Annotated in this window: 18 protein-coding genes and 1 tRNA gene; 8 read left to right on the top strand and 11 right to left on the bottom strand. The window is 68.0% G+C overall.

What is annotated here, in order from left to right; all coding sequences use genetic code 11:
- Positions 1-79: 79 nt before the first annotated feature.
- Positions 80-1,744: a PIG-L family deacetylase gene (locus AC1DRO_RS16835; protein WP_476951705.1), complete on the top strand. Its 1,665-nt coding sequence runs from the start codon at positions 80-82 to the stop codon at positions 1,742-1,744.
- An 86-nt stretch (positions 1,745-1,830) separates the two neighbouring features.
- Here the strand turns inward: AC1DRO_RS16835 and AC1DRO_RS16830 are convergent, their stop codons facing one another.
- Complete coding sequence (locus tag AC1DRO_RS16830) at positions 1,831-2,847, bottom strand: asparaginase (RefSeq protein WP_079555582.1); 1,017 nt, start codon at positions 2,845-2,847, stop codon at positions 1,831-1,833.
- A gap of 36 nt (positions 2,848-2,883) precedes the next feature.
- Positions 2,884-4,458: a molybdopterin-dependent oxidoreductase gene (locus tag AC1DRO_RS16825; RefSeq protein ID WP_476951704.1), complete on the bottom strand. Its 1,575-nt coding sequence runs from the start codon at positions 4,456-4,458 to the stop codon at positions 2,884-2,886.
- 462 nt (positions 4,459-4,920) lie between these two features.
- On the opposite strand from AC1DRO_RS16825, the gene purD reads away from it, so the two are divergent.
- Positions 4,921-6,231: a phosphoribosylamine--glycine ligase gene (purD, locus tag AC1DRO_RS16820; RefSeq protein ID WP_476951703.1), complete on the top strand. Its 1,311-nt coding sequence runs from the start codon at positions 4,921-4,923 to the stop codon at positions 6,229-6,231.
- A 59-nt stretch (positions 6,232-6,290) separates the two neighbouring features.
- Positions 6,291-7,253, top strand: coding sequence for a phosphoribosylaminoimidazolesuccinocarboxamide synthase (locus AC1DRO_RS16815; protein WP_476951788.1), 963 nt, complete (start codon positions 6,291-6,293; stop codon positions 7,251-7,253).
- Positions 7,254-7,298: 45 nt separating this feature from the next.
- Here AC1DRO_RS16815 and AC1DRO_RS16810 read toward each other — a convergent pair whose 3' ends face one another.
- Positions 7,299-8,564, bottom strand: a complete 1,266-nt coding sequence (locus AC1DRO_RS16810; RefSeq protein WP_459385576.1) for a helix-turn-helix domain-containing protein — start codon at positions 8,562-8,564, stop codon at positions 7,299-7,301.
- Between the two features lie 131 nt (positions 8,565-8,695).
- Here AC1DRO_RS16810 and AC1DRO_RS16805 point away from each other — a divergent pair, with 131 nt between their 5' ends.
- Positions 8,696-8,914: a hypothetical protein gene (locus AC1DRO_RS16805; protein WP_018776166.1), complete on the top strand. Its 219-nt coding sequence runs from the start codon at positions 8,696-8,698 to the stop codon at positions 8,912-8,914.
- 227 nt (positions 8,915-9,141) lie between these two features.
- On the opposite strand, the gene AC1DRO_RS16800 is transcribed toward AC1DRO_RS16805, so the two are convergent.
- The 5 genes from AC1DRO_RS16800 to AC1DRO_RS16780 all read right to left on the bottom strand — a co-directional run bounded on the left by AC1DRO_RS16800 (position 9,142) and on the right by AC1DRO_RS16780 (position 16,749).
- Positions 9,142-9,218, bottom strand: a tRNA-Pro gene (locus tag AC1DRO_RS16800).
- 128 nt (positions 9,219-9,346) lie between these two features.
- The gene (locus AC1DRO_RS16795; RefSeq protein ID WP_476951702.1) at positions 9,347-11,272 is read right to left on the bottom strand and encodes an ABC transporter ATP-binding protein; all 1,926 of its coding nucleotides are present in this window, start codon (positions 11,270-11,272) and stop codon (positions 9,347-9,349) included.
- Positions 11,269-13,092 carry an ABC transporter ATP-binding protein gene (locus AC1DRO_RS16790; RefSeq protein WP_476951701.1) on the bottom strand — a complete coding sequence of 608 codons (1,824 nt, stop codon included), beginning with the start codon at positions 13,090-13,092 and terminating at the stop codon, positions 11,269-11,271. The genes AC1DRO_RS16795 and AC1DRO_RS16790 overlap by 4 nt, the downstream gene beginning before the upstream one ends.
- Positions 13,093-13,506: 414 nt before the next feature.
- Entirely contained in the window at positions 13,507-14,454 is a 948-nt protein-coding gene (locus AC1DRO_RS16785) for a metallophosphoesterase (protein ID WP_476951700.1), read from the bottom strand.
- 3 nt (positions 14,455-14,457) lie between these two features.
- On the bottom strand, positions 14,458-16,749 hold the full coding sequence (locus tag AC1DRO_RS16780) for a transglycosylase domain-containing protein (protein ID WP_476951699.1): 2,292 nt from the start codon (positions 16,747-16,749) through the stop codon (positions 14,458-14,460).
- 37 nt (positions 16,750-16,786) lie between these two features.
- On the opposite strand from AC1DRO_RS16780, the gene AC1DRO_RS16775 reads away from it, so the two are divergent.
- Genes AC1DRO_RS16775 through AC1DRO_RS16765 form a run of 3 tightly spaced genes read left to right on the top strand, consistent with a single transcriptional unit; the run spans position 16,787 to position 18,463 of the window.
- Positions 16,787-16,942 carry a DUF4177 domain-containing protein gene (locus AC1DRO_RS16775; RefSeq protein ID WP_003797879.1) on the top strand — a complete coding sequence of 52 codons (156 nt, stop codon included), beginning with the start codon at positions 16,787-16,789 and terminating at the stop codon, positions 16,940-16,942.
- A 2-nt stretch (positions 16,943-16,944) separates the two neighbouring features.
- Positions 16,945-17,535 (top strand): RidA family protein, encoded by a 591-nt coding sequence (locus AC1DRO_RS16770; RefSeq protein ID WP_243181726.1) that lies wholly within the window; start codon positions 16,945-16,947, stop codon positions 17,533-17,535.
- Positions 17,536-17,551: 16 nt separating this feature from the next.
- The gene (locus AC1DRO_RS16765; protein WP_476951698.1) at positions 17,552-18,463 is read left to right on the top strand and encodes an NUDIX hydrolase; all 912 of its coding nucleotides are present in this window, start codon (positions 17,552-17,554) and stop codon (positions 18,461-18,463) included.
- Positions 18,464-18,948: 485 nt separating this feature from the next.
- On the opposite strand, the gene AC1DRO_RS16760 is transcribed toward AC1DRO_RS16765, so the two are convergent.
- Positions 18,949-19,626, bottom strand: a complete 678-nt coding sequence (locus AC1DRO_RS16760; protein ID WP_011693220.1) for a Crp/Fnr family transcriptional regulator — start codon at positions 19,624-19,626, stop codon at positions 18,949-18,951.
- A 215-nt stretch (positions 19,627-19,841) separates the two neighbouring features.
- Here AC1DRO_RS16760 and AC1DRO_RS16755 point away from each other — a divergent pair, with 215 nt between their 5' ends.
- Entirely contained in the window at positions 19,842-21,026 is a 1,185-nt protein-coding gene (locus AC1DRO_RS16755) for a MarP family serine protease (protein ID WP_243181728.1), read from the top strand.
- A gap of 51 nt (positions 21,027-21,077) precedes the next feature.
- Here AC1DRO_RS16755 and AC1DRO_RS16750 read toward each other — a convergent pair whose 3' ends face one another.
- Positions 21,078-22,262, bottom strand: a complete 1,185-nt coding sequence (locus tag AC1DRO_RS16750) for a DUF2332 domain-containing protein (protein WP_476951697.1) — start codon at positions 22,260-22,262, stop codon at positions 21,078-21,080.
- A gap of 2 nt (positions 22,263-22,264) precedes the next feature.
- Positions 22,265-22,741: a type II 3-dehydroquinate dehydratase gene (gene aroQ, locus AC1DRO_RS16745; RefSeq protein ID WP_028277671.1), complete on the bottom strand. Its 477-nt coding sequence runs from the start codon at positions 22,739-22,741 to the stop codon at positions 22,265-22,267.
- Positions 22,742-23,112 lie beyond the last annotated feature (371 nt).

Genomic DNA, 23,112 nt, shown 5'->3' with positions numbered 1-23,112 from the left:
GGTAGTCGTTGCGCTTGCGGGCTGCATGGCGACCGCCCCCCGCGCCTCCGCGGCCCCCGGGTGCCCGGCCGGAACTGCAATGAACATCGTCGCCCACCAGGACGACGACCTGCTGTTCCAGAGCCTCGCGCTCATCTCCATGATCCGTGGAGGACTGTGCGTTCGTACCGTCTACGTCACCGCCGGCGATGCAAATCAAAACGCCGCCTATTGGACATCGCGAGAGAGTGGAGTAAAGGCTGCCTACGCCGAGCTCGCCGGCGTCGCCAACACCTGGACGACAACGGATGCCGGAATTGACGGCCACCCGATTCCGGTGGCGACGCTCGACGGTGCGACGAACATTTCGCTGGCATTCATGCGGTTGCCTGACGGATTCCCAACTGGGGCAGGCGCATCAAATAGCGGATACCAGAGCCTCCAGAAATTGTACGGCGGTGTAATCAGCACCATGACCACGGTGGACGCCTCCTCCTCTTACACTCTCTCGACGCTTCAAGGCACCTTGCTGGCGTTGATGAACAGTTACCAGCCGGACCAGATCGCCACGCTGGACTTCGCCGGCAGCTACGGAGACGGCGACCACAGCGACCACCACACCGTCGCCTACCTGGTGCTGGCCGCACAGCAGCAGTACAAACTGACTCACACGATCACCGGCTACCAGGGATACGGCATCACCCAACGTCCGTCCAACGTGTTCGAACCCGATCTGACGACCAAGACCAACGCCTTCCTGACCTACGCCCAATACGACTACAGGACGTGCAATACGGCCGAAGTTTGTTCTACCTGGGCGATGGGCGCCCGATTCTCCCGGTCATACACCGTTCCTGTGCCTACCTCACCGCCGGCGAGCGGCACCAACGCCGCCGCCACGGCCGTCACCGAGGCCGGCACCACCGTCACCGGCACCAACGTCGCGGCACCGGCGACGGTCACCGCCAGTTCCCAGAACGCCACCAGCGGCCAGACCGCCATGAAGGCCAACGACGGCGTCGCCGCCGGCTATCCCACGGCCCCAACCCGGGAATGGGCCACGGTCGGTGGCAGGGCTGGAAGCTATCTCCACTTCGCCTTCCCCTCCGCCGTGAACCTCAGCAAGGTCGTGCTCTACGACCGGCCCAACCCCGGTGACCAGATCACCGGCGGCACTCTGACCTTCTCCGACGGCACGACCGTCCCGGTGCCAGCCCTGGACAACGCGGGCAAGGCAACCGCCGTTAGCTTCCCCGCCCGCCCCACCACCAGCCTGCGGCTGACCGTTACCACCGTCAGCGGCACCACCAGAAATGTCGGACTCGCCGAACTCCAGGCCTACACCAGCACCAACGTCGCGGCCTCCGCCACAGTCACAGCCAGCACCCAGAACGCGACGTCGGGCCAGACCGCCCCGAAAGCCGTTGACGGCGTCACCGCCGGCTACCCCACGGCCCCGACCCGGGAATGGGCCACGGTCGGCGGTAGGGCTGGAAGCTATCTCCACCTCGCCTTCCGGACCGCCGTCACCCTGAACCGGGTCGTGCTCTACGACCGACCCAATCCCGGTGACCAGATCACCGGCGGCACCCTGACCTTCTCCGACGGCACCACCGTCCCGGTGCCAGCCCTGGACAACGCGGGCAAAGCGATCACCGTCTCCTTCCCGGCCCGCGCCACGACCAGCCTGCGCATGACAGTCACCACCGTCACCGGCACCACCAAAAACGTCGGACTCGCCGAACTCCAGGCCTACACGGAGTGACGACCTTCCCTCCCGGACGCGCGTTCGGAAGTTCAGACTGTCCCGCCGTGGGGCGCCCCGCTGGCGGGCGGTGCCGGTCAGTCGGGTCAGTCAAGTAGAGCCGCGACGGCCCGCCCGAGCCGGATCTTGCCCACCGGGCGTCCCCCGCCCAGTACCGGGTCCACCACTTTGTCCAGGACGCTGGACACTTCAGGGATTTCGACGGCGCCGGAGGCTGCGAGGAGCGTCAGCCCGACCAGCGTGGTGGCCCGGATGTTGCCGTCGAGCATCTTGATGGCAACCGAGACGCCCTGGCGGGTGGCCATGACCAGGACGCCCTCGGCGCCAATCTTGGCCAGGATGCCGAGTTCGTCCATGACGATCGTGTTGGCCTGCCCGCGCCCCTGGACGGCCCACGGGTAGTCCAGCATGGACGTGGCAATGGTGGCTGCCCGCGCGTTCGAGTTCTTGTCGCCCGGGGCCTTGGCCAGCTTCGAGTAGGCCCGGGCCAGGCCGATCAGGGAGACGGCGGCAACCGGCGCGCCGCAGCCGTCGATGCCCAGGTGGGTGATGCGTTCGCCGCAGTACTCCTCGATCACGGAGCGGATGCGCTGCTGCAGGGGGTGGTTGGGTTCGAGGTAGCTGTTCTTGTCCCAGCCGTTCTCCGTGCACGCCCAAAGGAACGCGGCGTGCTTGCCCGAACAGTTGAAGGCCAGCCGGGACTTGCCCCGTTCGGTCTGCACGAGCCAGTTCCGGGCGGTCTCATCCTGGGGCCAGTCGGCCGGGCACTGCAGCTGGTCTTCCTTGGCCCCGGCCGCCTTGAGCATGCCTTCGACCACGTCCATGTGGTCCAGGGATCCGACGTGGCTGCCGCACGCGATGGCCACCTGGGCGCCGCGCAGGGGCACGCCGGACTGCATCGAGGCCAGGGCCTGCAACGGTTTGAGCGTGGACCGGGCAAAGATCGGGGCGTTCACATCGCCGAGCTCGATCACTACCGTCCCGTCCGCGGCCAGCACCACGGCCGAGCCGATGTGGCGGGACTCCACGAAGCCGCTGCGTTCGATGACTGCCAGTTCGACGGCGGAGTCGACTGTGAAGGTTGCATGCGGGTTCAAAGCCATGCTGCAAGTCTATGGTGCCCGGTGCTGATACCCCGGTTATTCCACGGTCACCATCACCGACTGCCAGCCGGAGGCGCCGTCCGGGACCGGATCCGCCCGCTTGTCCGTCTGGACCTCGCCCTTGCCGTCCGTGGCGCGCACCTTGATGTAGTGCGGGCCCGGCGTGGCATCCCAGTCCAGGGACCACTGCCGCCACGTGATGAGGGAGGCCTCGTCGGAGAGTACCGCCTCGGTCCAGGGCTCGCTGTCGATCTGCACCTCGACCTTGGTGATCCCGCGGGTCTGGGCCCACGCGGTGCCGCCGATGGCGATCTTGCCGGCGGGGACCTTGGCGAAGGACTTGGGCACCTCGACCCGCGCCATGGTCTTGATCGGGCCGCGTTCGGACCAGCCGCGCTGGGTCCAGTACGCCTTGCTGTCCGCGAACCGGGTCACCTCCAGGTCCACCACCCACTTGGTCGCGGAGACGAAGCCGTACAGGCCGGGAACCACCATCCGCACCGGGTAGCCGTGCTCGAGCGGGAGCGCCTCGCCGTTCATGCCGATCGCCAGCATCGCGTCGCGGTCGTCCTGGAGGACCTCCAGGGGCGTGGAGGCGCTGAAGCCGTCAGCCGAGGTGGAGAGCACCATGTCCGCGCCCTGTGTGGGGCGGGCCAGCTTCAGGGCGTCGCGGATGGGCATGCCCAGCCATTTGGCGTTGCCGGCCAGGTTGCCGCCGACCGGGTTGGACACACAGGTCAGGGACACATGGGATTCGATGAGCTGGGCGTCGAGCAGATCCTGGAAAGTGAGCCGGACCTCTTGTTCCACAAGGCCGTGGATGCGCAGCTCCCAGTCCTGGACGTTGATCTCCGGCACACTCAGCGCCGTGTCGATCCGGTAGAAGTCCTTGTTCGGGGTCAGCCACGGCGTGACGCCGGGCGCCTTGGACTGGACCCCGGCCGGGACCGCGGCGGCGGCCTTGGCGGGCGCGGGCAGCTGCAGCGACTCGCGGGCCGCGGCCACGTTGCTGCGGGCCGCGCTCAGCAGGCGTCCGCCGGTGGCGGCAATGCCCGAGGCGGCGGCGGTGATGCCGGCGGCGGCAAAGAATGCGCGCCGGGTGGTTGCCGGACGGTCGGGTTCCTTCGCGGCGAGATCGGCCTCCTGGTCCGGCCATTCCTGCATCCGCCAGAGCCGGGTGATCAGGAGCCGCAGCACAACCAGCCCGGCGACGGTGCCGATCAGGGAGGGGATGGCATCGATCGGCTTGACGCTGGCCCGGGTCACCACGCTGCCGACGATCACGGCGCCCATCAGCACCACCCCGGCCACACCCAGGGCCCACTTCCGGTATGCCACGATGCCGAGCACGCACGCCAAAAGCAGGATCGTGACCGCCATGCCGACGAACAATGCGGCCTTGTCGTTGGTGCCGAACGTTTCAACGGCGAAGTTCTTCATCCACAGCGGCGTGAAGTCGATGAACGTCGATCCCAGCGCAATCAGGGGTGTCGCCCGTGTGGTGAAGAACGCCCCGATCAGTTCCGCGACGGACAGGACGACGGCGGCCGCAGCCACTCCGGCCACCGCGGCCAGGGCTGTGGCGCCGCGGGACCGCTTGCTGGGCTTCATGCTGGGTTTGTTCATACATGCCATTCGTAGCCGCCCGCTCCGCGGATTGTCCGGCGCCGGGCCTGGCTCCGGCGCGTGGGCATGCCCTCCTGCCGGACCCTGGCGTGGACATGCCCCGCGGTCCCCGGGACATGTCCAGTCTTGGGACCCGGGCGTGGGCCTGATTTTCGGCACCACGGGACATGTCCAGTCCTGGGACCCGGGCATGGGCATGATGGCATTGTGCCCACTGGCCGCGGCCGGGCGTGGGCATGTCCCGCGGGTTGGCCCCGGTCCCCGGCGCTGCTGAGCTCAGGATTGCCCGGTGCCCGGGCTGCCGGACTCAGGATTGCCGCCCTGCGCCGGGAGCGCTGAGCTGCGGATTGCCCGGCGCCCCGCGAGGCGCCGCGGCGAAAATTGAGCATGTCCAGCGGCCGACACAGCTTAGGAGCCTGCGGGGTGCACCACGTACCCTTGGAGACTGTGAAGGTACTTGTCATCGGCCCCGGCGGCCGCGAACACGCCATTGTCCGATCCTTGCTTGCAGACCCGAACGTTTCCGAGGTCCACGCGGCCCCGGGCAACGCCGGCATCAGCGCGCTGGTCCCCACATATGCGATCGACGCGAACGATCCCGACGCCGTCGCCGCGCTGGCCGTCAAGCTCACCGTTGACCTGGTGGTGGTCGGGCCGGAGGCGCCCCTCGCCGCCGGCGTGTCCGACGCCGTCCGCGCCGCCGGCGTCCCGGTCTTCGGCCCCAGCAAGGCCGCGGCCCAGCTGGAAGCGTCCAAGGCCTTCGCCAAGGAAGTCATGGCCGAGGCCGGCGTGCCCACCGCAATGGCCCGCGTAGCCTCCAACGCCGGGGAAGCCGCCGACGCCCTCGATACCTTCGGCGCCCCGTACGTCGTCAAGGACGACGGGCTCGCGGCCGGCAAGGGCGTCGTGGTCACCTCCAACCGCGACGAGGCCCTCGCGCATGCCCAGACCTGTTTCGACGCGGGCGGCACCGTGGTGATCGAGGAGTTCCTGGACGGACCCGAGGTCTCCGTGTTCGTCCTTTGCGACGGCACCAACACCGTGGCCCTGTCCCCGGCGCAGGACTTCAAACGCATCTTCGACAACGACGAGGGCCCCAACACCGGCGGCATGGGCGCGTACACACCGCTGGAATGGGCCCCCGAAGGCCTCGTGCAGGAAGTGATCGACCGCGTCGCCCAGCCCACGGTCAACCAGATGGCGCACCGCGGTACCTCGTTTGTCGGCGTCCTCTTCGTCGGCCTCGCCCTGACCTCGCGCGGCACGCGGGTCATCGAATTCAACGTCCGGTTCGGCGATCCCGAAACCCAGGCCGTCCTCGCCCGGCTTAAGACGCCCCTCGGCGGGCTGCTCATGGCAGCGGCCAAGGGAGAGCTGGACAAGGTGCAGCCGCTGCGCTGGTCCAAGGACACGGCCGTCGCCGTCGTCGTGGCCGCCGAAAATTACCCCGACACTCCGCGGACGGGCGACCGAATCCGGGGCCTGAAGAAGGTCGACGCCCTGGACGGCGTCCACGTGATCCATGCCGGTACCAAGCTCGATGGCGAAGGCAAGGTCGTCTCCGCCGGCGGCCGCGTCCTGGCTGTGGTGGCGCTGGGCACGGACCTCGTGGAGGCCCGGGAGCGGGCGTACGACGGCGTCGAGCTCGTCCAGCTGGACGGCAGCCAGTTCCGCACCGACATCGGCGGCAAGGCCGCCCGCGGCCAGATCCGGGTCGCCGCGCCGGGAACCGCGGCCGCGTCGAAAGCGAAGGCATAAACGTGACCGAATCCGCAGCGCCGACGCCCGGCACCCAGCCCGGCACCCAGCCCGAGACCATGCCTGAGACCCTGCCTGAGACCGTGCCTGAGACCGTGCCCAAGGGCGGGCTCGACACCGCCACGCAGGACCTGCCCGGCTGGCGGCACGTCTACTCCGGCAAGGTCCGCGACCTCTACGTCCCCGCGGATCCGGCCGTCGCGGAACGCTTCGGCCAGGACTGTGTCCTGGTGGTGGCCAGCGACCGGATCAGTGCGTTCGACCACGTCCTGGCCAGCGAGATCCCGGACAAGGGCCGCATCCTGACCCAGCTGAGCCTGTGGTGGTTCGACCAGCTCGACGTCGCGCACCACGTCCTCGCCTCCACGGCCGACGACGGTGTCCCCGCCGCCGTCGAGGGCCGGGCAATGATCTGCAAAAAGCTGGACATGTTCCCGGTCGAATGCATCGCCCGCGGCTACCTCACCGGCACCGGGCTCGCGGAGTACCGCGCGTCGGGCACAGTGTGCAGCATCCCGCTGCCCGCCGGCCTGGTTGACGGGTCACGGCTGCAGGAGGCGATCTTCACGCCGTCGGCCAAGGCCGAGGTGGGCGAGCACGACGAGAACATCACTTATGACGCCGTCGTGGGCCTCGTGGGTGCGGACGTCGCGGCGGACCTGAGCAGGCTGACCCTGATGATCTATACCAAGGCCGAGGAAATCGCACGCGGCCGCGGCATCATCCTGGCGGACACCAAAGTGGAGTTCGGCCTCGACACGGCGACCGGTGTCATCACCCTGGGCGACGAAGTGCTGACCCCGGATTCCTCACGGTTTTGGGATGCGGCCACGTACCAGCCCGGGCAGGCGCAGCCCTCCTATGACAAGCAGTATGTGCGCGACTGGCTGACCTCGCCGGAGTCGGGCTGGGACAAGGCCTCGGACACGCCTCCGCCCGTCCTTCCGGCCGACGTCGTAGCGCGCACCCGCAGCCGCTACGTGGAGGCCTACGAGAAGCTCACCGGCCGGACGTTCGCCTAGCCGGGCCGTTCGCCTAGCCGGGCCGTTCGCCTGGCAAGGCCGGGGCTAGGCTTCCGCGGAAGCGGCCTCGGCCCGGCGCTGGGCGAGCTTGATCTCGAGCACGGCGTCCAGCGCCTGCTGGACCCGGTCCGAGGCGCCCGCCGCGCTGAACTCCTTCTGGGCTTCCTCGAGGTACACCAGCGCCTCCGCGGCCTCCCCGGCAGCCTTGAGCGCCTTCCCCAGCAGCAGGGAGACCTCGCCGGCCGTGTGCCGGGCCAGAGCCTCCCGCTCGGCATGGATCTCGCGCAGCTTCTGGACGGCGGCCACGATGTCGCCCGTGAGGTAGAGCCAGCGCGCCCGGATGAAGGCGACCTCCAGCTGGTCGGTCTTGTTGCCGCCGACAATCGACAGGGCCAGTTCGGCGCGCTCGATCGATGAGAGCGTCTCGGGTTCGACGATTCCCGAGGACAGGCGGACGGCGGCGGAGGCCTTGTTGAACCGGGCCCACAGGTCGATGTCGTTGGCCGGGGAGAGCAGCCGGCCGGCCCGCTCGTGGTACTTGATCCCCTCGGGGTAGTCGTGGCGCATAAAGGCCACGTTGCCGATCACCCAGGCCACCTCGCCGGCGAGCTGGGACATCGAGTGGTCGTCCATCTGGTCGTTCATGGCCTGGCAGTACTCCCACGCCTCATCGAGCCGGCCGCTCTCGGCCAGGGCACCAATCAGGGCGCGGAGGGCTCCGATGATCATGGTGGAGCCCTTAGGCAGCTGTGCGCAGAGCCGCACCGCTTCCTGCGCATGCTCGACGGCGGCGGTCAGCTGCCCCTGGCCCTGCGAGGCTGCGGCGAGCATCTGCTGGGCCCGGACGCCGAGCCCGGCCGACTCCGCGGCCATCGGGTGCTCCAGGAGATTCTGGACCACGTCCTTGCACTCCTGCCAGAGTCCCTGCTTGATCAGGCACTCGGCCTGCATATAGGTCATGTTCCACCACGCGCTGGTGTTCTTGGCCTCCAGGGCGATCTTGGCGGCGGCGGCGGCGTGGGTGGCGGCCACGGGGTAGTCCCGGAGGTCCCAGGCCTGCCGGGCATAAAGTCCCGCGAGCACGTATTCGGCGTCGCTGACGGACACCGGCTGGCTCCAGGCCTCGAGCGCCTTGGGGGCCAGTTCAAGCCGGCGGGCAAGCTCCTCGATGACATCGGCGGTCGGCTCGCGGCGTCCGGTTTCCAGCAGAGAAATGTAGCTGGGGGAGTACAGGTCACGGCCCAACTCCGCCTGCGTCAGGCCCCGTTCGAGCCGTTCCGCGCGGAGCTTCTCCCCAAATCCGTTCCCCACGGATACCTCCTAATTCCGGACATTCTTTGTACTAAATGCTTGACAGTCTCTGTAGAAACCATTTTACAATGTGTGTCAACAAGGGTAGTGCTGACTTGGTTAAGGAACCCCAACCCATATTGAGGAAACTTATGTTGAAGAAGATTGCAGCCGGCGCCGTTTTGGCGGGCGCACTGGCATTCTCCGCCGCGGCTCCGGCCGTGCTGTCCGCTGCTTCACTTACCGATGTCTCAGACGTTGCCGCAGTCGGCAACTGGCCCGACCCCATGCGCACCGCCCAGGCGGTGGGCAACTGGCCCGACCCCATGACCCACTCGCTGAATGTCGGCAACTGGCCCGACCCGATGTAACAAGCCTGATGTGACAGGCCCGGCGCAGCAGCGGCCGGCTGCCTGTGGCACGGATATCCGGCACAGCCCCGGGAGATTTCCTCCCGGGGCTGCGTTGTGTCCGGAGGCGGAGGCGGGGCAGGGCGCTGGGCCGGGCCGATGGCCGGTGCCGGGGTCATGAAATCGCGCCGAACCTACAGTCGGACATACAAAAGAGGACCCTCCGTGTGGAGGGCCCTCTTTGTGTTTGGTCGGGATGACAGGATTTGAACCTGCGACCTCGTCGTCCCGAACGACGCGCGCTACCAAGCTGCGCCACATCCCGATCCGTTGCTTCAAAAGCAACTTCACAAGAGTATCCGATCATGGCCCCGGATGTGAAATCGGGCGTCGGCAGGGACGTGTCCCGCCGTCGTTCCGGCCCGGACGCCGCCCGGTCTCGGCAGGCGCTGTTCAGACCAGCGAGTCTTTCCAGGCGCCGTGGAGCCGGGCGAAGGCGCCGCCGTCGCCGATCAGCTGCTCCGGGGTGCCGTCCTCCACGACGCGGCCGTCGTGGACCACCAGCACCCGGTCTGCCGTCTCCACGGTGGAGAGCCGGTGGGCAATGATCAGCGCTGTCCGCCCGGCGCCGGGGACCGGGTCCGGGCCGGGGGCCGGGTCTGCAACGGGCTGTCGGCCGCCCGTCTGTCCACCGGACTGCCGCTGGCCGGCCTCCCGGGTGCCGCCCTCCCGCGTCCCGCGCAGAAGCCCCGCGAGGCCCTGCTGGACCATGCGCTCCGACGGGATGTCCAGCGAGGAAGTTGCCTCGTCCAGGATCAGCACGGCCGGGCGGGCCAGGAACGCGCGGGCGAAGCTGATTAGCTGGCGCTGCCCGGCGGAGACGCGGCCGCCGCGCTTGTTGACGTCGGTGTCGTAGCCGTCCGGCAGTTCCATGATGAAGGCGTGCGCCCCCACTGCCCGGGCCGCGTCTTCGATCTCCGCTCGCGAGGCTTCGGGCCGGCCCAGAGCGATGTTGTCCGCCACGGAGCCGCTGAACAGGAAGGCCTCCTGGGTGACCATGACGACGTTCCGGCGCAGGTCCTCGGTGCTGAGCTGGCGCAGGTCCACGCCGTCGAGGGTCAGGGACCCGGCGGAGACGTCGTAGAAGCGGGCAATCAGCTTCGCGAGGGTGGATTTGCCGGCGCCGGTCTGCCCGACCAGCGCGACCGTCTGCCCGGCGGGGATGTGCAGGTCCAGCTGCGGGATGACCACCGGGCCGTCGCCGTAGCGGAATTCGACGCCGTTGAAATCGATGCTGCCCCGCGCGCCGTGCAGGGCCGCGGGTGTTTTCGGCGGCCGCACGGTGGGGACCTCCTCGAGCAGGCCCGAGACCTTTTCCAGGGCGGCCTGGGCGCTTTGGAAGGAGTTGTAGAACATGGCCATCTGGTCCACCGGCTGGAAGAAGCGCTTGGCGGACAGGATCAGGGCCAGGAGCACGCCGACCTCCAGGTCGCCGCTGAGGACCCGGAAGCCGCCGGTGAGCAGCACGAGGGCCACGCACACATTCCCGATCAGCACCAGCCCCGGCTGGAAGATGCCGTTGAGGTTGATGGAGCGGACGGTCGCGCGCCGGTAGTCCTCCGACAGTTCGGAGTAGCCCGCGGCATTCTCGCGTTCCTTCCGGAAGGCCTTCACGGCGCGGATTCCGGTCATGGTCTCCACGAAGTGCACGATCAGCCGGGCCGAGACCACCCGGGATTCGCGGAAGGCGATCTGGGAGTGCTTCTGGTACCAGCGGGCCAGGAAATACATCGGCACGCCGGCGGCCAGCACCAGCACGCCGCTGCGCCAGTCCAGGGCGAACACCGTCACGGCGGTAAACGCCATGAACAGCATTCCCGAGGCCAGCGAGCTCACGCCGGAATCCAGGAGTTCGCGCAGGGCCTCCAGGTCCGAGGTTTGTCGGGCGATGATGCGCCCCGAGGTGTATTTCTCGTGGAATTCCAGGCTCAGCCGCTGCGTGTGCCGGAAAACCCGGACGCGGAGGTCCAGCAGCATCGCCTGGCTGAGCCGCGCCGTGGAGGTCACGTACAGGGCGGTCAGGCCGGCCGCCACGGCGGCCGCGGCAAGGTAGGCGGCCCCGGTCAGCACGAGGGCAAGGTTGTCGCCGGCGCGCACGGCGGGCAGGGCGTGGTCGATGCCGAAGGCGATCAGCGCCGGTCCGGCCACGCGGGCGGCCTGGGACAGGACGACGGCGCCGATCGTCAGCCAGAACCGGGCCCGGACGGGGCGGATCAGGGAGCCCAGGAGGGTCAGGGAGCGCCGCCGGACGGCCTTGCTTTCGTTCCTGCTGAGGTGCGCGTTGTCCTCATTGGCGGTGCCGAACGTTGCGCTGCTCATCGGGAAATCTCCTCGGACTGGTCCTCGAGGGCGGACAATTCTGAATCCAGGTCCCGCGGTTCCGGGTCCAGGCTGGCGATCACGTAGCGGTAATGGCTGTTCCTGGCGAGCAGTTCCGCATGGGTTCCGACGGCGGCGATCCGGCCGTCCTCGAGCAGGGCCACCCGGTCGGCCAGCGCCACCGTGGAAGGCCGGTGGGCCACGATCAGCGTTGTGGTGTCCGCGAGGACCTTGCGCAGCCGGGCCTCGACGAGGACCTCGGTGTTCACATCCAGCGCCGAGAGCGGGTCGTCCAGGACCAGCACGGCCGGTTTCGCGGCGATGGCCCGGGCCAGGGCGATGCGCTGGCGCTGGCCGCCGGAAAGGCTGAGGCCCTCCTCGCCGATCAGGGTATCCACCCCGTCCGGCAGGGAATAGGCGAAGTGGGCCTGGGCGACGTCGAGGGCTTCCTCCAGGGCCGCGTCGCGGCCCTCCGCCGATCCGGCGTCGGGCGCGCCGAGCAGGACGTTGTCCCGGACGGAGCTGGAGAACAGCGTGGTGTCCTCAAACGCCACGGAAACCACGGTGCGCAGGTCCTCCACCGCGAACTCGCGCAGGTCCACCCCGTCGATGGTGATGGCACCGCCGGTGACGTCATAGAGGCGGGGAACCAGCTGGAGCAGGGCGCTCTTGCCGCCGCCCGTGATGCCCACGAGGGCCATGGTTTCGCCGGGGCGGATGTCCAGGGTGATGTCCTTGAGGATCGGCTTGTCCGGGGCGTCCTCGAACGCGAACGAGGCATTGCGGAAGCTGAGGGCACCCTTGAGGCCGGCCGGGCGGCGGGGCTGGTCCGGGCTGGTGATCGTGTTCTGCGCGTCCATGACCTCGAAGTGCCGGTCCACCGTGGACTTCGCGGTCAGAGCCATCGCCAGCAGCATGCCGCAGAACTCGACCGGCGCGGCAACCACGGCGGCGGTGGCGAAGAAGGCCACGAGGGACCCGATGGAGAGCTGGTCCGTGGAGGCCAGCAGGATGCCGACGACGAGGCCGGCCCCGAGCGCGAGTTCGGGCAGGAGCGTCACCACCAGGCTGAACGTGGCCAAGTGCTTGGCCTTGGCGATCTCGGTCTGCCGGAGTTCCTCGGCCTGTTCGTTGAAGTTCTCCAGCGCCTCCCGGCTGCGGCCGAAGGCCTTCAGGACGCGGATGCCGTGCACGGATTCCTCGACCGTGGTGGCGAGGTCCCCGGCCTGGTCCTGGCTGCGCCGGGCCACCTTGCTGAACCGGGTGCGGAAGCGGAATCCGTAGATCATGATCGGCACGGCGGCGGCCAGGAAGATCAGGGCCAGCTGCCAGCTCATGGCAAACATCACCGCGACGCCGATCACCACGGTGAGCGTCGTGACCACCAGCATGATGGCGCCGAAGGCCATCCAGCGGCGCAGGAAGTTCAGGTCCGTCATGGCCCGGGACAGCAGCTGACCGGAGCCCCAGCGGTCATGGAAGGAAACCGTGAGGTCCTGCAGATGCCCGTAGAGCGAGACCCGCATCCGGGTCTCGACGGTGGTGGCGGGATTGATGACGAACTGCCGGCGCAGGGCCACGAGGCCCGCCTCGGCGATGCCCAGGACCAGGATGAGGAGCGAGGCGGTCCAGACGGCCTCGGCGCTGCCGCCGGGGGTCAGGGACTCGTTGACCAGCACTCGCAGCACCTGCGGGATGGCCAGTGCCATGACGCTGGCCAGCAGTGCGCAGAGCAGGCCCATGACCAGCCGGGGCAGGATTGGCCTGACGTGCGGGTAGAGACGGCTGATGGAGGTGAAGAATGAGCTCTGCTTGGCCATGCCTGCTTCTTAAGACGCCCGTGCATAGATCGCACCGTTGAATGTAGTTTCCTGTAGCAACTACCCTAGGCCATCGGGTGACGGGATTCACACGTTGTTCAGCGCTCCCAGCATCTCGCCCAGTCATTGCGATCCGCAATAGGTGCGGGCGGCGGGTGGCCGCGGGACATGTCCAGTGGTGGTGCCGGGCCCGGTGGGACATGTCCAGTGTTGGTGCCGGGCCCGGTGGTACATGTCCAGTGTTGGTGCCGGGCCCGGTGGGACATGTCCAGTGGTGGCCGCGGCGGGTGGGCATTGTGGGCCTATGCCCAGTGCCCGCGACCAGGGGAGGGCATGTCCCGTGGGCTCGGGCGCGAGGGGAGGGCATGTCCACCGGTCAGGCCGGAGGGCGGGCAGGACTGGCCGCGGCCAGGCCTAGGCGCGGGAGGTCAGCGTCAGCAGAACGGCTTCGGGCCGGCAGGCAATGCGGACGGGGGCGAAGCGGGAAGTGCCGATGCCGCCCGAGACGTTCACCGGCGTCGTCCTCCCGTTGCTCTCCCAGGTGTGCAGCCCCCGGGCCCGCCAGGTGGGCAGGTCGCAGTTGGTGACCAGGGCCCCGTAGCCCGGGACGCAGATCTGGCCGCCGTGGGTATGGCCGGCCAGGAGGAGGTGGGCGCCGGCTTCGGTGAAGTGGTCGAGGACGCGCTGGTAGGGTGCGTGCGCGACGGCGATGCGCAGGTGCGGGTCGGCGTCCCTGCCCTTGGTCCCGCGTGGCCAGCCAGCGTACCGTTCGAGGCGCAGGTGCGGATCGTCGACGCCGGAGAAGTCGAAGCGCATGCCCTTGAGCACGAGCGACTGGCAGCGGTTGGTCAGGTCCACCCAGCCGGACATGCCGAACTCGGAACGCAGCCGCGGCCAGTCGAGCCTTTCCGGGTGCTTGCGCTCGCCCGAGGGCCCGAGCAAATATGACGCCGGGTTCTTCAGGCTCGGGCCGAAGTAGTCGTTCGAGCCGGGGACGAACACGCCGGGAAATTCCAGCAGGGGTCGCAGGGCCGCTACGAGGGGGTCCACGCCCTTGGCATGGCTGAGGTTGTCGCCCGTGTTCACCACGAGGTCCGGCTGCAACTGCGCCAGGGAGGACAGCCACTGCGCCTTCCGGTGCTGGCCCGGAACGAAGTGGATATCGGACAGGTGCAGTATCCGGAACGGGCCGAACCCGGCCGGCAGGATGGGGAGGGTTTCCTCCCTGATCACAAACTGGTTCTTCTCCCATAGCCCGTAGCCGGTCGCGGCCGCCCCCGCCGCCGTCCCGATCGCGGCGGTCACGGCAAAGCCGCGTCCGATGCTTCGAACGCGGCTCGCCAGATCATTGCCCAGAGTCATCGGCTACTTCTTGCCGGAAGACTTCGTCGGTGCCGGCGCCGGTGTCGGGTCGGCGGACGGTTGCGTGGCCGGCTCGGTGCTTTTGCCGGTCGGAATGAAGGTCCGCGGCACTGTTACCGGGTCCGGGACCGGGGCCGGGGAGTACAGCATGTCCGACGGCGGGGCCGGGAACGGATCGGTGCCGTAGGCCGGTGCCACCTGGGCCATGTAGTTCGAGAACTGCGGCCCGGCGATCATGTAACCGTCGATGCCCTTGTAGAAGTTGCCGTTGATCGTGACATTCTGCCCGGCACGCTTCTGGTCGCCCAGGGGATCGCCAAACCACGTGGCCGTCGCGAGGCCGCTGGTGTAGCCCGCCACCCAGGTAGAGCTGTTGTTGTCGTTGGTGCCCGTCTTCGCCGCAATGGGGAAAGTGGTCCGGGTCGAAATCCGGGGCACAATGAGCGAGCCCGAGCCGCGGTTGAGCACTTCCTGCATAGCGTACGCGACGCCGTGGGCCACCTCAGGCTTGATCGCGTCCCTGCAGTTCGGTGATTGGGCCGGCAGCTGGGCGCCGGTCGCGTCTGTTACCGACTCGATGGCCATTGGTTCACAATACTTGCCGTTGTTGGCGAAGGTGGCGAATGCGCTGGCCATGGTCAGCGGCGCCGTCTGGGTGGACCCGATGAGGTTGCCGAGGGTGGTCATCGGCACCGGGGGGTTGGGGTTGTCCCCGCTCGGCAGCCCGCCGTGGATGCCCACTGCGTCCACGACCTTCTGGATCCCGCAGAGGTCGACCTGCGCGGCGGAAGCGAACGTGATGGTGTTGATGGAGTTCGCCAGGCCGTCAAGGACGGACATGTACTTGTAGTGGGTCTCGTCGGCGTTCTGTAGGTCGTAGCTCCCGTTGGACGCGTCATACCAGCCGGTGGTCGGTGCCGGGCAGGTGTTCTTCCAAGGGAAATTCTGTGGATATCGCCGCACGGCGCCGTTGAGCTGGGTGCTCATCGACTTGCCCTCATTGAGCCACTCCGCGAAGGTGAACGGCTTCATTGTGGAGCCGGGCTGGAAGCCGCCGAGACCGTTGAGGTCATTGCCCTTGGCGTCCTGCACGTCCACGTTGAAGTTCTGTTCCGCGTCGAACTTGCCGTCGGCCGGGAACCAGACGGTGTTCTGGGCCATGGAGACGATCTTGCCCGAGCCCGGCTGCACGGACACCAGCGAGGCCCCCCACTTGTCCGGGTTCGCGCCGGCCGACCCGTCCACCTGGGCCTGGGCCACGGCCTGGGCCTTCGGATCCAGCGTGGTCTTGATGGTCAGGCCGCCGCGGAAGATCTTCCGCTCACGCTCGGCAGCGTCGGCCCCGTACGCCGGATTGTTCAGGAGCAGGTGGAGCACGTAGTCGCAGAAGTACGGCGCCGTCTGCGAATACGCACAGCCCTGGCGGGGCTGGGTGACCTTGGTCTGCACCGGCGTCGCCACCGCGGCATCGTAGTCGGCCTGCTTGATCTTGCCCTGCGTCAGCATCGCGTGGAGCACGAGGTCGCGACGGACCTTGGCGTTCTCCGGATTGGTGATCGGGTCGTAGTAGGAGGGGCTGTTCACGACGCCGGCCAGCAGGGCCGCCTGGGGCAGGGTCAGGTCCTTGGCCGTGCTGCTGAAGAAGAACTTGGACGCGGCTTCGATGCCGTAGGCGTCGCGGTTGAAGAACACGATGTTCAGGTAGCCCTCGAGGATCTGCTCCTTGGTGAACTTCTTCTCCAGCGCGATGGCCAGCTTCATTTCACGGAGCTTGTCCCCGACGCCCTTGTTGACGCCGTTGAGCAGGACCTCGTCGCCCTTGCCTTCGGCCTCCAGCGAGGAGTTGATGACGTTGTTCACGTACTGCTGCGTGATCGTGGACGCGCCCTGCTTGTTGCCGCGGGCGGTGCTCACGAGCGCGCGCAGGATGCCGGTGGTGTCCACCCCGCCGTGCTCATAGAAGCGGCTGTCCTCGATGGCGATGATCGCGTCCTTGATGTGCGGTGACATCTGGTCCAGCGAAACACGGGTGCGGTTTTCCGCGTAGAGGTTCGCGATCGGGCTGCCGTCGGACGCCAGGATCGTGGTCGACTGGCTCGGCGGATCGACCTTCAGCTCAGCGGGGAGCGTGTCAAAAAACTGGATCGAACCGCTCGCCGCGCTGCCCGAGACGGCTGCCGCGGGGACCAGGAGGCCCGCCACCAGGACGCCGCAAATAGCGCTCACGCCCAGGAAAAGAAAGATCTTTCCGAGGGTGGTGGCCGTGTCGAATAAAGGGTTCTTGCCAGTCGCCATGTTTTCCACTTTACCGGCAACGACTAGGCTTTATGTCATGACCAAATGGGAGTACGCCACGATTCCGCTCATTATTCACGCCACAAAGCAGATCCTGGACCAGTGGGGTGACGACGGCTGGGAGCTCGTCCAGGTTGTTCCGGGACCCGATGGAAACGGCCTGGTTGCCTACCTGAAGCGGGAGAAGCAGTAGCCATGAGCACCCCCTCAGAAGCCGTTCCGGCCACGCCGGCGGGCGCGGAAAACATCTCCGAAAACACGGCCGGGGCAGCGAGCCCCACGGCCGGCGCGGGCGCGTCGTCCGCCGTCGAACAGCGCCTCGCGGAGCTGGGCCTGACGCTCCCCGACGTCGCGGCTCCGGTCGCGGCGTATGTTCCGGCCGTGATTTCCGGCAACCACGTCTACACCTCCGGGCAACTGCCGTTCATCAACGGCAAGCTCGAGGCCACCGGAAAGGTTTCCACCGGTTCGGCGGGCGCCTCCGACGAGTCCACGGTGTCCCCGGAGGACGCGAAGGCCTACGCTGCCGTCTGCGCCGTCAACGCCCTGGCCGCCGTCAAGAGTGTGATCGGCGACCTCGACCGCATCACGCGGATCGTCAAGGTTGTCGGATTTGTATCCTCCGACCCTTCCTTCACCGGCCAGCCCGGTGTCATCAACGGCGCCTCGGAGCTGCTGGGCCAGGTCCTCGGCGACGCCGGCCAGCACGCACGTTCCGCCGTCGGCGTATCCGTTCTGCCGCTCGACTCGCCTGTCGAAGTCGAACTGATCGCTGAATTCGCCTAGTAGACCGGTTACTTCGTTGCCTCAGTTAGAACGCCGACTGTTCGTCCTGCCCCCGGATCTTGAGGGAGCAGCCCGCAGCTGGATTGAACACGGTGAGCGGACGCCCCGCGCGCCCCGTTTGGCCTCCTCGGTGATCCTCTTGCGGGATTCGCCCACGGGCCTGGAGACCTGGCTCGGCTACCGGACGGGGTCCTCCCCGCTCGGTGTCCTCGCCTTTCCCGGCGGATCGCTGGAAGCCACCGACGACGACGCCGTCGGCTGGCTGGGCCCCTCACCCCAGCACTGGGCCGAGCAGATGGGGACGTCCGACGTCGGGCTGGCGCGCCGACACGTTGTCGGTGCCATCCGTGAACTGTTTGAGGAGACCGGCATCCTGCTGGCCGGCCCCGACCTGTCCACCACGGTGGAACTGACCTCCAGAGCCGACTGGATGCGCGCCCGCGAAGCCGTGGCCGAGCAGGAGAAATCCTTCACAGACCTGCTTGCCAAGCGCGGGCTCTCGCTGCGCACTGACCTGCTCAAACCCTTGGTGAACTGGCTGAGCCCCGACTTCGCGCACCGCCGGTTCAACACCCGGTATTTCGCCGCGACGGTGCCCGTGAACCAGCAGCCCTCGCTGCTGGCCAGCAAGGGCGTCTGGGGCCGCTGGGTGTGCGTCCGGAAAGTCGTGAGCGAGCGGGACAGCACCGTGCTGGGTGACGAGGTGGGGCAGGAGAACACCGTCGGCCGGACCTTGGGCGAACTCCTGGTTCCTGGCTCGGAGATCATGCTTGAGAAGATGGCCAAGGCCAACGGCTGCATCGCCTACCTCAGCTACAAGCGCAAGGCCCACGTCTACCAGCCGAAGCTGGTCGAGGAAGAGGGCCGTCTCATGCTCGAAGTCGAAGCAGCCAAAACGATCGCCGGCGAACCGCAGCGCGAACGCTAGGCCCGGAGAGCGCCGACGCCACCTGACTTCCTGCGGGCGGCCTGTTAGGGCTTGGCTTGGGCGGGGAGCCCGGGCGGTTCCCCGGACATGCCCCGCACTGCTCCTGAGGACTGGACATGTCCCTTCGTGCTGCCTGCCGGCCCGGGGCATGTCCCGCACTGCTCCTGAGCGCTGGACATGTTCCTTCGTGTTGCGTGCCGGCCCGGGACATGTCCTCCGGTCGGCCTGTCCGGTGGACATAGTGGCGTTATGTCCAGTCCTCGCAGCCGGGGCTGGACATGTCCCTTGATGCCCGGTGCGAGCCCGGGGACATGCCCCGCCCTGCTCCTGAGCACTGGACATGTCCCTTCGTGCTGCGAGCCGGCCCGGGACATGTCCGGCGGACAACCAGCCGGGGACCTCCTCCGAGAATTAGCGGCAGAAGTTTAACGGCGGAAGGCCGGTCCCGTTTCCGGGGCCGGCCTTCGTGTTTGCTGCGGGGGTCCCTAGCGGGAACGCTGGCGCAGGCGCTGCATGTCAAGGATGACGACGGCGCGCGCTTCCAGGCGCAGCCAGCCGCGCTGCACGAATTCCGCGAGGGCCTTGTTGACCGTTTCACGGGAGGCGCCGACCAGCTGGGCGAGCTCCTCCTGCGTCAGTTCGTGGGCGACCAGGACGCCGTCGGTTGCCGGGCGGCCGAAGCGGTCGGCCAAATCCAGCAGCGCCTTGGCCACACGGCCCGGCACGTCGGAGAAGACGAGGTCGGAAAGGGAATCGTTGGTGCGGCGCAGGCGGCGTGCCAAGGCCTGCAGCAGCTGGGCCGAGACCTCGGGGCGGGTGCGCAGCAGCGCGTTGAGGCTCTCGTTCTTCAGGCCGGCGAGACGCGTCTCGGAAACGGCAGTTGCCGTGGCCGTGCGCGGGCTGGGGTCGAACAGCGCCATTTCGCCGAAAAGCTCGCCCGGGCCGAGGATGGCCAGCAGTGATTCGCGACCGTCCGGCGACGTGCGGCCGAGCTTCACCTTGCCGGAGACGATGAAGTAAAGCTGGTCACCCTGGTCGCCTTCCCGGAATACCGAGGCACCGCGTGAAAGGTCCACCTCGGTAAGTTCGTCCGTCAGCAGACGGAACGCCTCGTCGTCGAGCGTGGCGAAAAGGGGTGCGCGGCGCAATACCTCGATATCCATGAAATCTCCTGATTAGCTGTGTCGGCTGGGGCGCTTCAGCCATTCTTTCAGAATTTTGGAGCTTCTGTGACGTAGTTGGCACGGAAACGCCCGAAGGGGCCGAAAGCGCACGGCTCGGGAAGTCCGCGCAGATCCCTGTGCAGGCTGGCGGCCGGTCGGCAAACGTTCAGCTTACACCGGTAGAATCGTCGCTGAACTGTCTGTGAGGAGCCCCGGTGTTTGGCTTGACCATTTTGGACCTGGTGTTGGTTGTGGCGCTCTTGTCCTACCTGATCCACGGTCTTCGCAACGGCTTCCTTGTGACGCTCGGAGGCATCGCGGGATTCGCGGCAGGCGCCGTCGCTGCCTTCGTCTCCGTGCCCATCGTCAGCGGCCTAGTGGAGGACAGCGGCTGGCGCCTGACGGCGATCGTTGCCACGGCGGTCCTTCTGATGATCGTAGGCAACGGCCTCGGCACCATGATCGGGCGGCGAATCCGCAGCGTGGTCCCGTTCAGCCCCCTGCGGGCGGCGGACCGCCTCGTGGGCGGAGGCGTGAACGTGGTGGTGTCCGCCCTCGTGATGTCGATGCTGGCGTTCAGCATCGGGGCCCTCGGTGTGCCGTTGGTGTCCCAGCAGCTCGCGGAATCCAAAGTCATCAGGTTCATCGACGGCGTGACGCCGATGCCGGTCAAGGCATCAATGGCGCAGCTGCGTTCCGCCGTGATCGGCGAGGGAATCCCCACCCTGCTGGACGGCTTCGGCCAGAGCCAGCCCGTTGCCGTTCCGGACACCAGCACGGACACGCCGGCGCTGAACAAGGCCGCCGCGTCCGTGCTCAAGATCGCCGGAACCGCCTACCAGTGCGGCCAAAACCAGACCGGAACAGGCTTCGTGGTCGCCCCCGGGCGCGTGGTGACCAACGCCCATGTGGTCGCCGGGGTCGACGAACCGGTGGTGGAAACGCCCGGTGGCCGCGCACTGCCTGGGCGCGTCGTGTACTTTGACTCCCAGCACGACCTCGCCGTCGTGGCCGTTGACGGTCTGCGCTCGGAACCCTTGGCGCTGGCTGCCGACCTGCCGTCCGGCAGCGCCGCGGCCTTTGCCGGCTATCCGCACGGCGGGCCTTTCCAGTCCAAACCAGCCACGGTGCAGGACATCGCCACCGTGCTGGTCCCGGACATCTATGGCAAGAATGCGTCGCCCGAGGACGTCTACCGGCTGGCCGGCGACGTGCAGCCGGGCAACTCCGGGGGTCCGCTCCTGACCATGGACGGGCAGGTGGCGGGGGTGGTCTTTGCCAAGGCCACAACCGAGTCCTCGCTCGGATTTGCGATCACCATGAATGACCTGAGCCCCGTGGCGGCTCAGGCGCCGGGTCTGGGCAGTGCCGTTTCGTCCGGACAGTGCATCAAGAAATGACCGGACTGCCACGCAGGCCCTAGCCACAGTCAGGCTCGAGCCGCACGCAGGCTAGAGCCACTCCAGGCTCTGCCCGTGCGGGCCCGTGATGGCTGCCGGCTGGCCGTCCTGCAGCAGCAGGAACCGGCCGCGGAGCCGGGCGTCATCCATTTCCGGGACCACACTGGACCCGTCTGCCTGCACTACCACCATGTGGCCTTCGTTCGAGAGCCAGTGGCAGCCCCGCTCCGCGGCAAGGTCCGCCATGGTGCGCCGGAACCGGGAGCGGCCGCCGGCATCCAGGTACGCCATGACGGCGCTGTGGAATACCACCAGGGCGGCGTCGGCCGGGGCTCGGCCGGCGAGTTCCACAAGTTGTTCGTTGACGTCGCCGGCCTCCAGCAGCGGCGGCCGTTCCCTGCCAATGGCGATCGCCTGGCGCAGCCGTTCAAGCCGGAACTCCTGCTCCGGCCAGACGAGGGCTTCGAGCCAGGCGACGTCGGCCGGGTCGCGCACGTCCAGGGGGTTGAGGTCGATCCCGGCACGCCATGCCACCCGGGGAATTTCCGCCGGCAGCGGCACCGGGCCCGCGGTGAGGCAGCGCAGGACCGGAAACGTGCCAGGCTGGGCGCCATCCGGAACCAGCCGCGTCGTCCTTGCTTCCGCCGCCGGGTCCGCCGCCGACTCATCCGGTGCCCCCGCCCCGGTGTCGACAAACTCGTAACCGTAGCGGTCAGGGAACAGTGCCAGCCCCGCCGAGGCACCCACCTCGATGAGGGCCAGCGGCCGGCCCTCTGCCGCGGATATCTGCGCGAGTGAGGGCAGCAGGGTGGCGCAGCGTCCGGCCTCGTTCGTCTGCGTGGACCGGGACAGCACGATTTCCGCGACCGCGTCCCAGTGATGGTCCAGGAACCTCCGGAAATCACGGTAAGGGCTGATCTGCGCGCCGAGGAACCGGGCCGCGGCGAGTATCAGCAGCGGCTGGCGCTTGTTGTGCGGCCACTGATCCATCCGCCGAATCACCTCGGCGTCCCCGGCGATCCCCACGGACCACGCGGCATAGCAGGGGGAGGAACCGGGGGCGTCGACCGTGCCGAAGTGCCGGTACCACTGCGCTGTGTCTGTAGCCGTAGCCGCGCCCGGTGCTGTGTCCGAAGCAGTGCCCGTGGCCGGGTCCGAGGCAGTGCCCGTGGCCGGGTCCGGAACTGCGGACGGTTCCCCGGATGCTTCCGCCGCCGCGGGTTCCGCGGGGGACATGCTCAGTCCCCGGCCGCGTGCAGCCCGGCGAGGTATTCCACCGCGAAGCGGTAGCCCAGAATCCCGGCGCCGGCGATCACGGCCTTGCTGATGTCCGAAAGGTAGGAATGGTGCCGGAAAGGCTCGCGGGCGTGAACATTGGTGATGTGCACCTCGACCGTCGGCAGGGCAACAGCGGAAATGGCGTCCCGGATGGCCACGGACGTGTGCGTGTAGGCGCCGGCGTTGAGCACGATTCCCACCGCCTTCCCGCGGGCGGCGTGGATCGCGTCCACGAGGGCCCCTTCATGGTTGGACTGGAAGCACTCGACGTCCAGACCGTGCGCGGCTCCGGCGTCTTTGGCGAGCTGTTCGACGTCGGCCAGCGTCGCCGTCCCGTATTTCTCGGGCTCGCGGGTGCCAAGCAGGTTCAAATTGGGTCCGTTGAGAACCAGGATGGTGCCGCGGCCGGCAGCGGTGGCGGAGGTGGCTTCAGTCATGTCTGCAAATCTATCGCGCCGCGGCCCGCCCGCGCCGTTCGTTACTGCCAATCGGTTCGTTACCGCCGCATTCCTCGCTTCTGCGGATGTTCCCGCCTCGGCTGCGTCGACAGACAGGACCAACGACGACGGCGGCGCGGCCCACCACGGTGGGCGGCGCCGCCGCCGGACAAACAGGCCAGTCAAACACTGCCGACGAACCCCTATCGGAACGAGCCGGCTATTTCTTCAGTGACTGGGCGATCTGGGCCATGACCGTGTTGTCTGCCAGGGTGGTCGCGTCGCCAACTTCGCGGCCTTCGGCGACGTCCTTGAGCAGGCGGCGCATGATTTTGCCGGACCGGGTTTTGGGCAGTTCCGGGACCACGAGG

The sequence above is a fragment of the Arthrobacter sp. P4_F11 genome, assembly GCF_056401395.1.
This window is presented reverse-complemented; position numbering and strand designations above follow the sequence as displayed.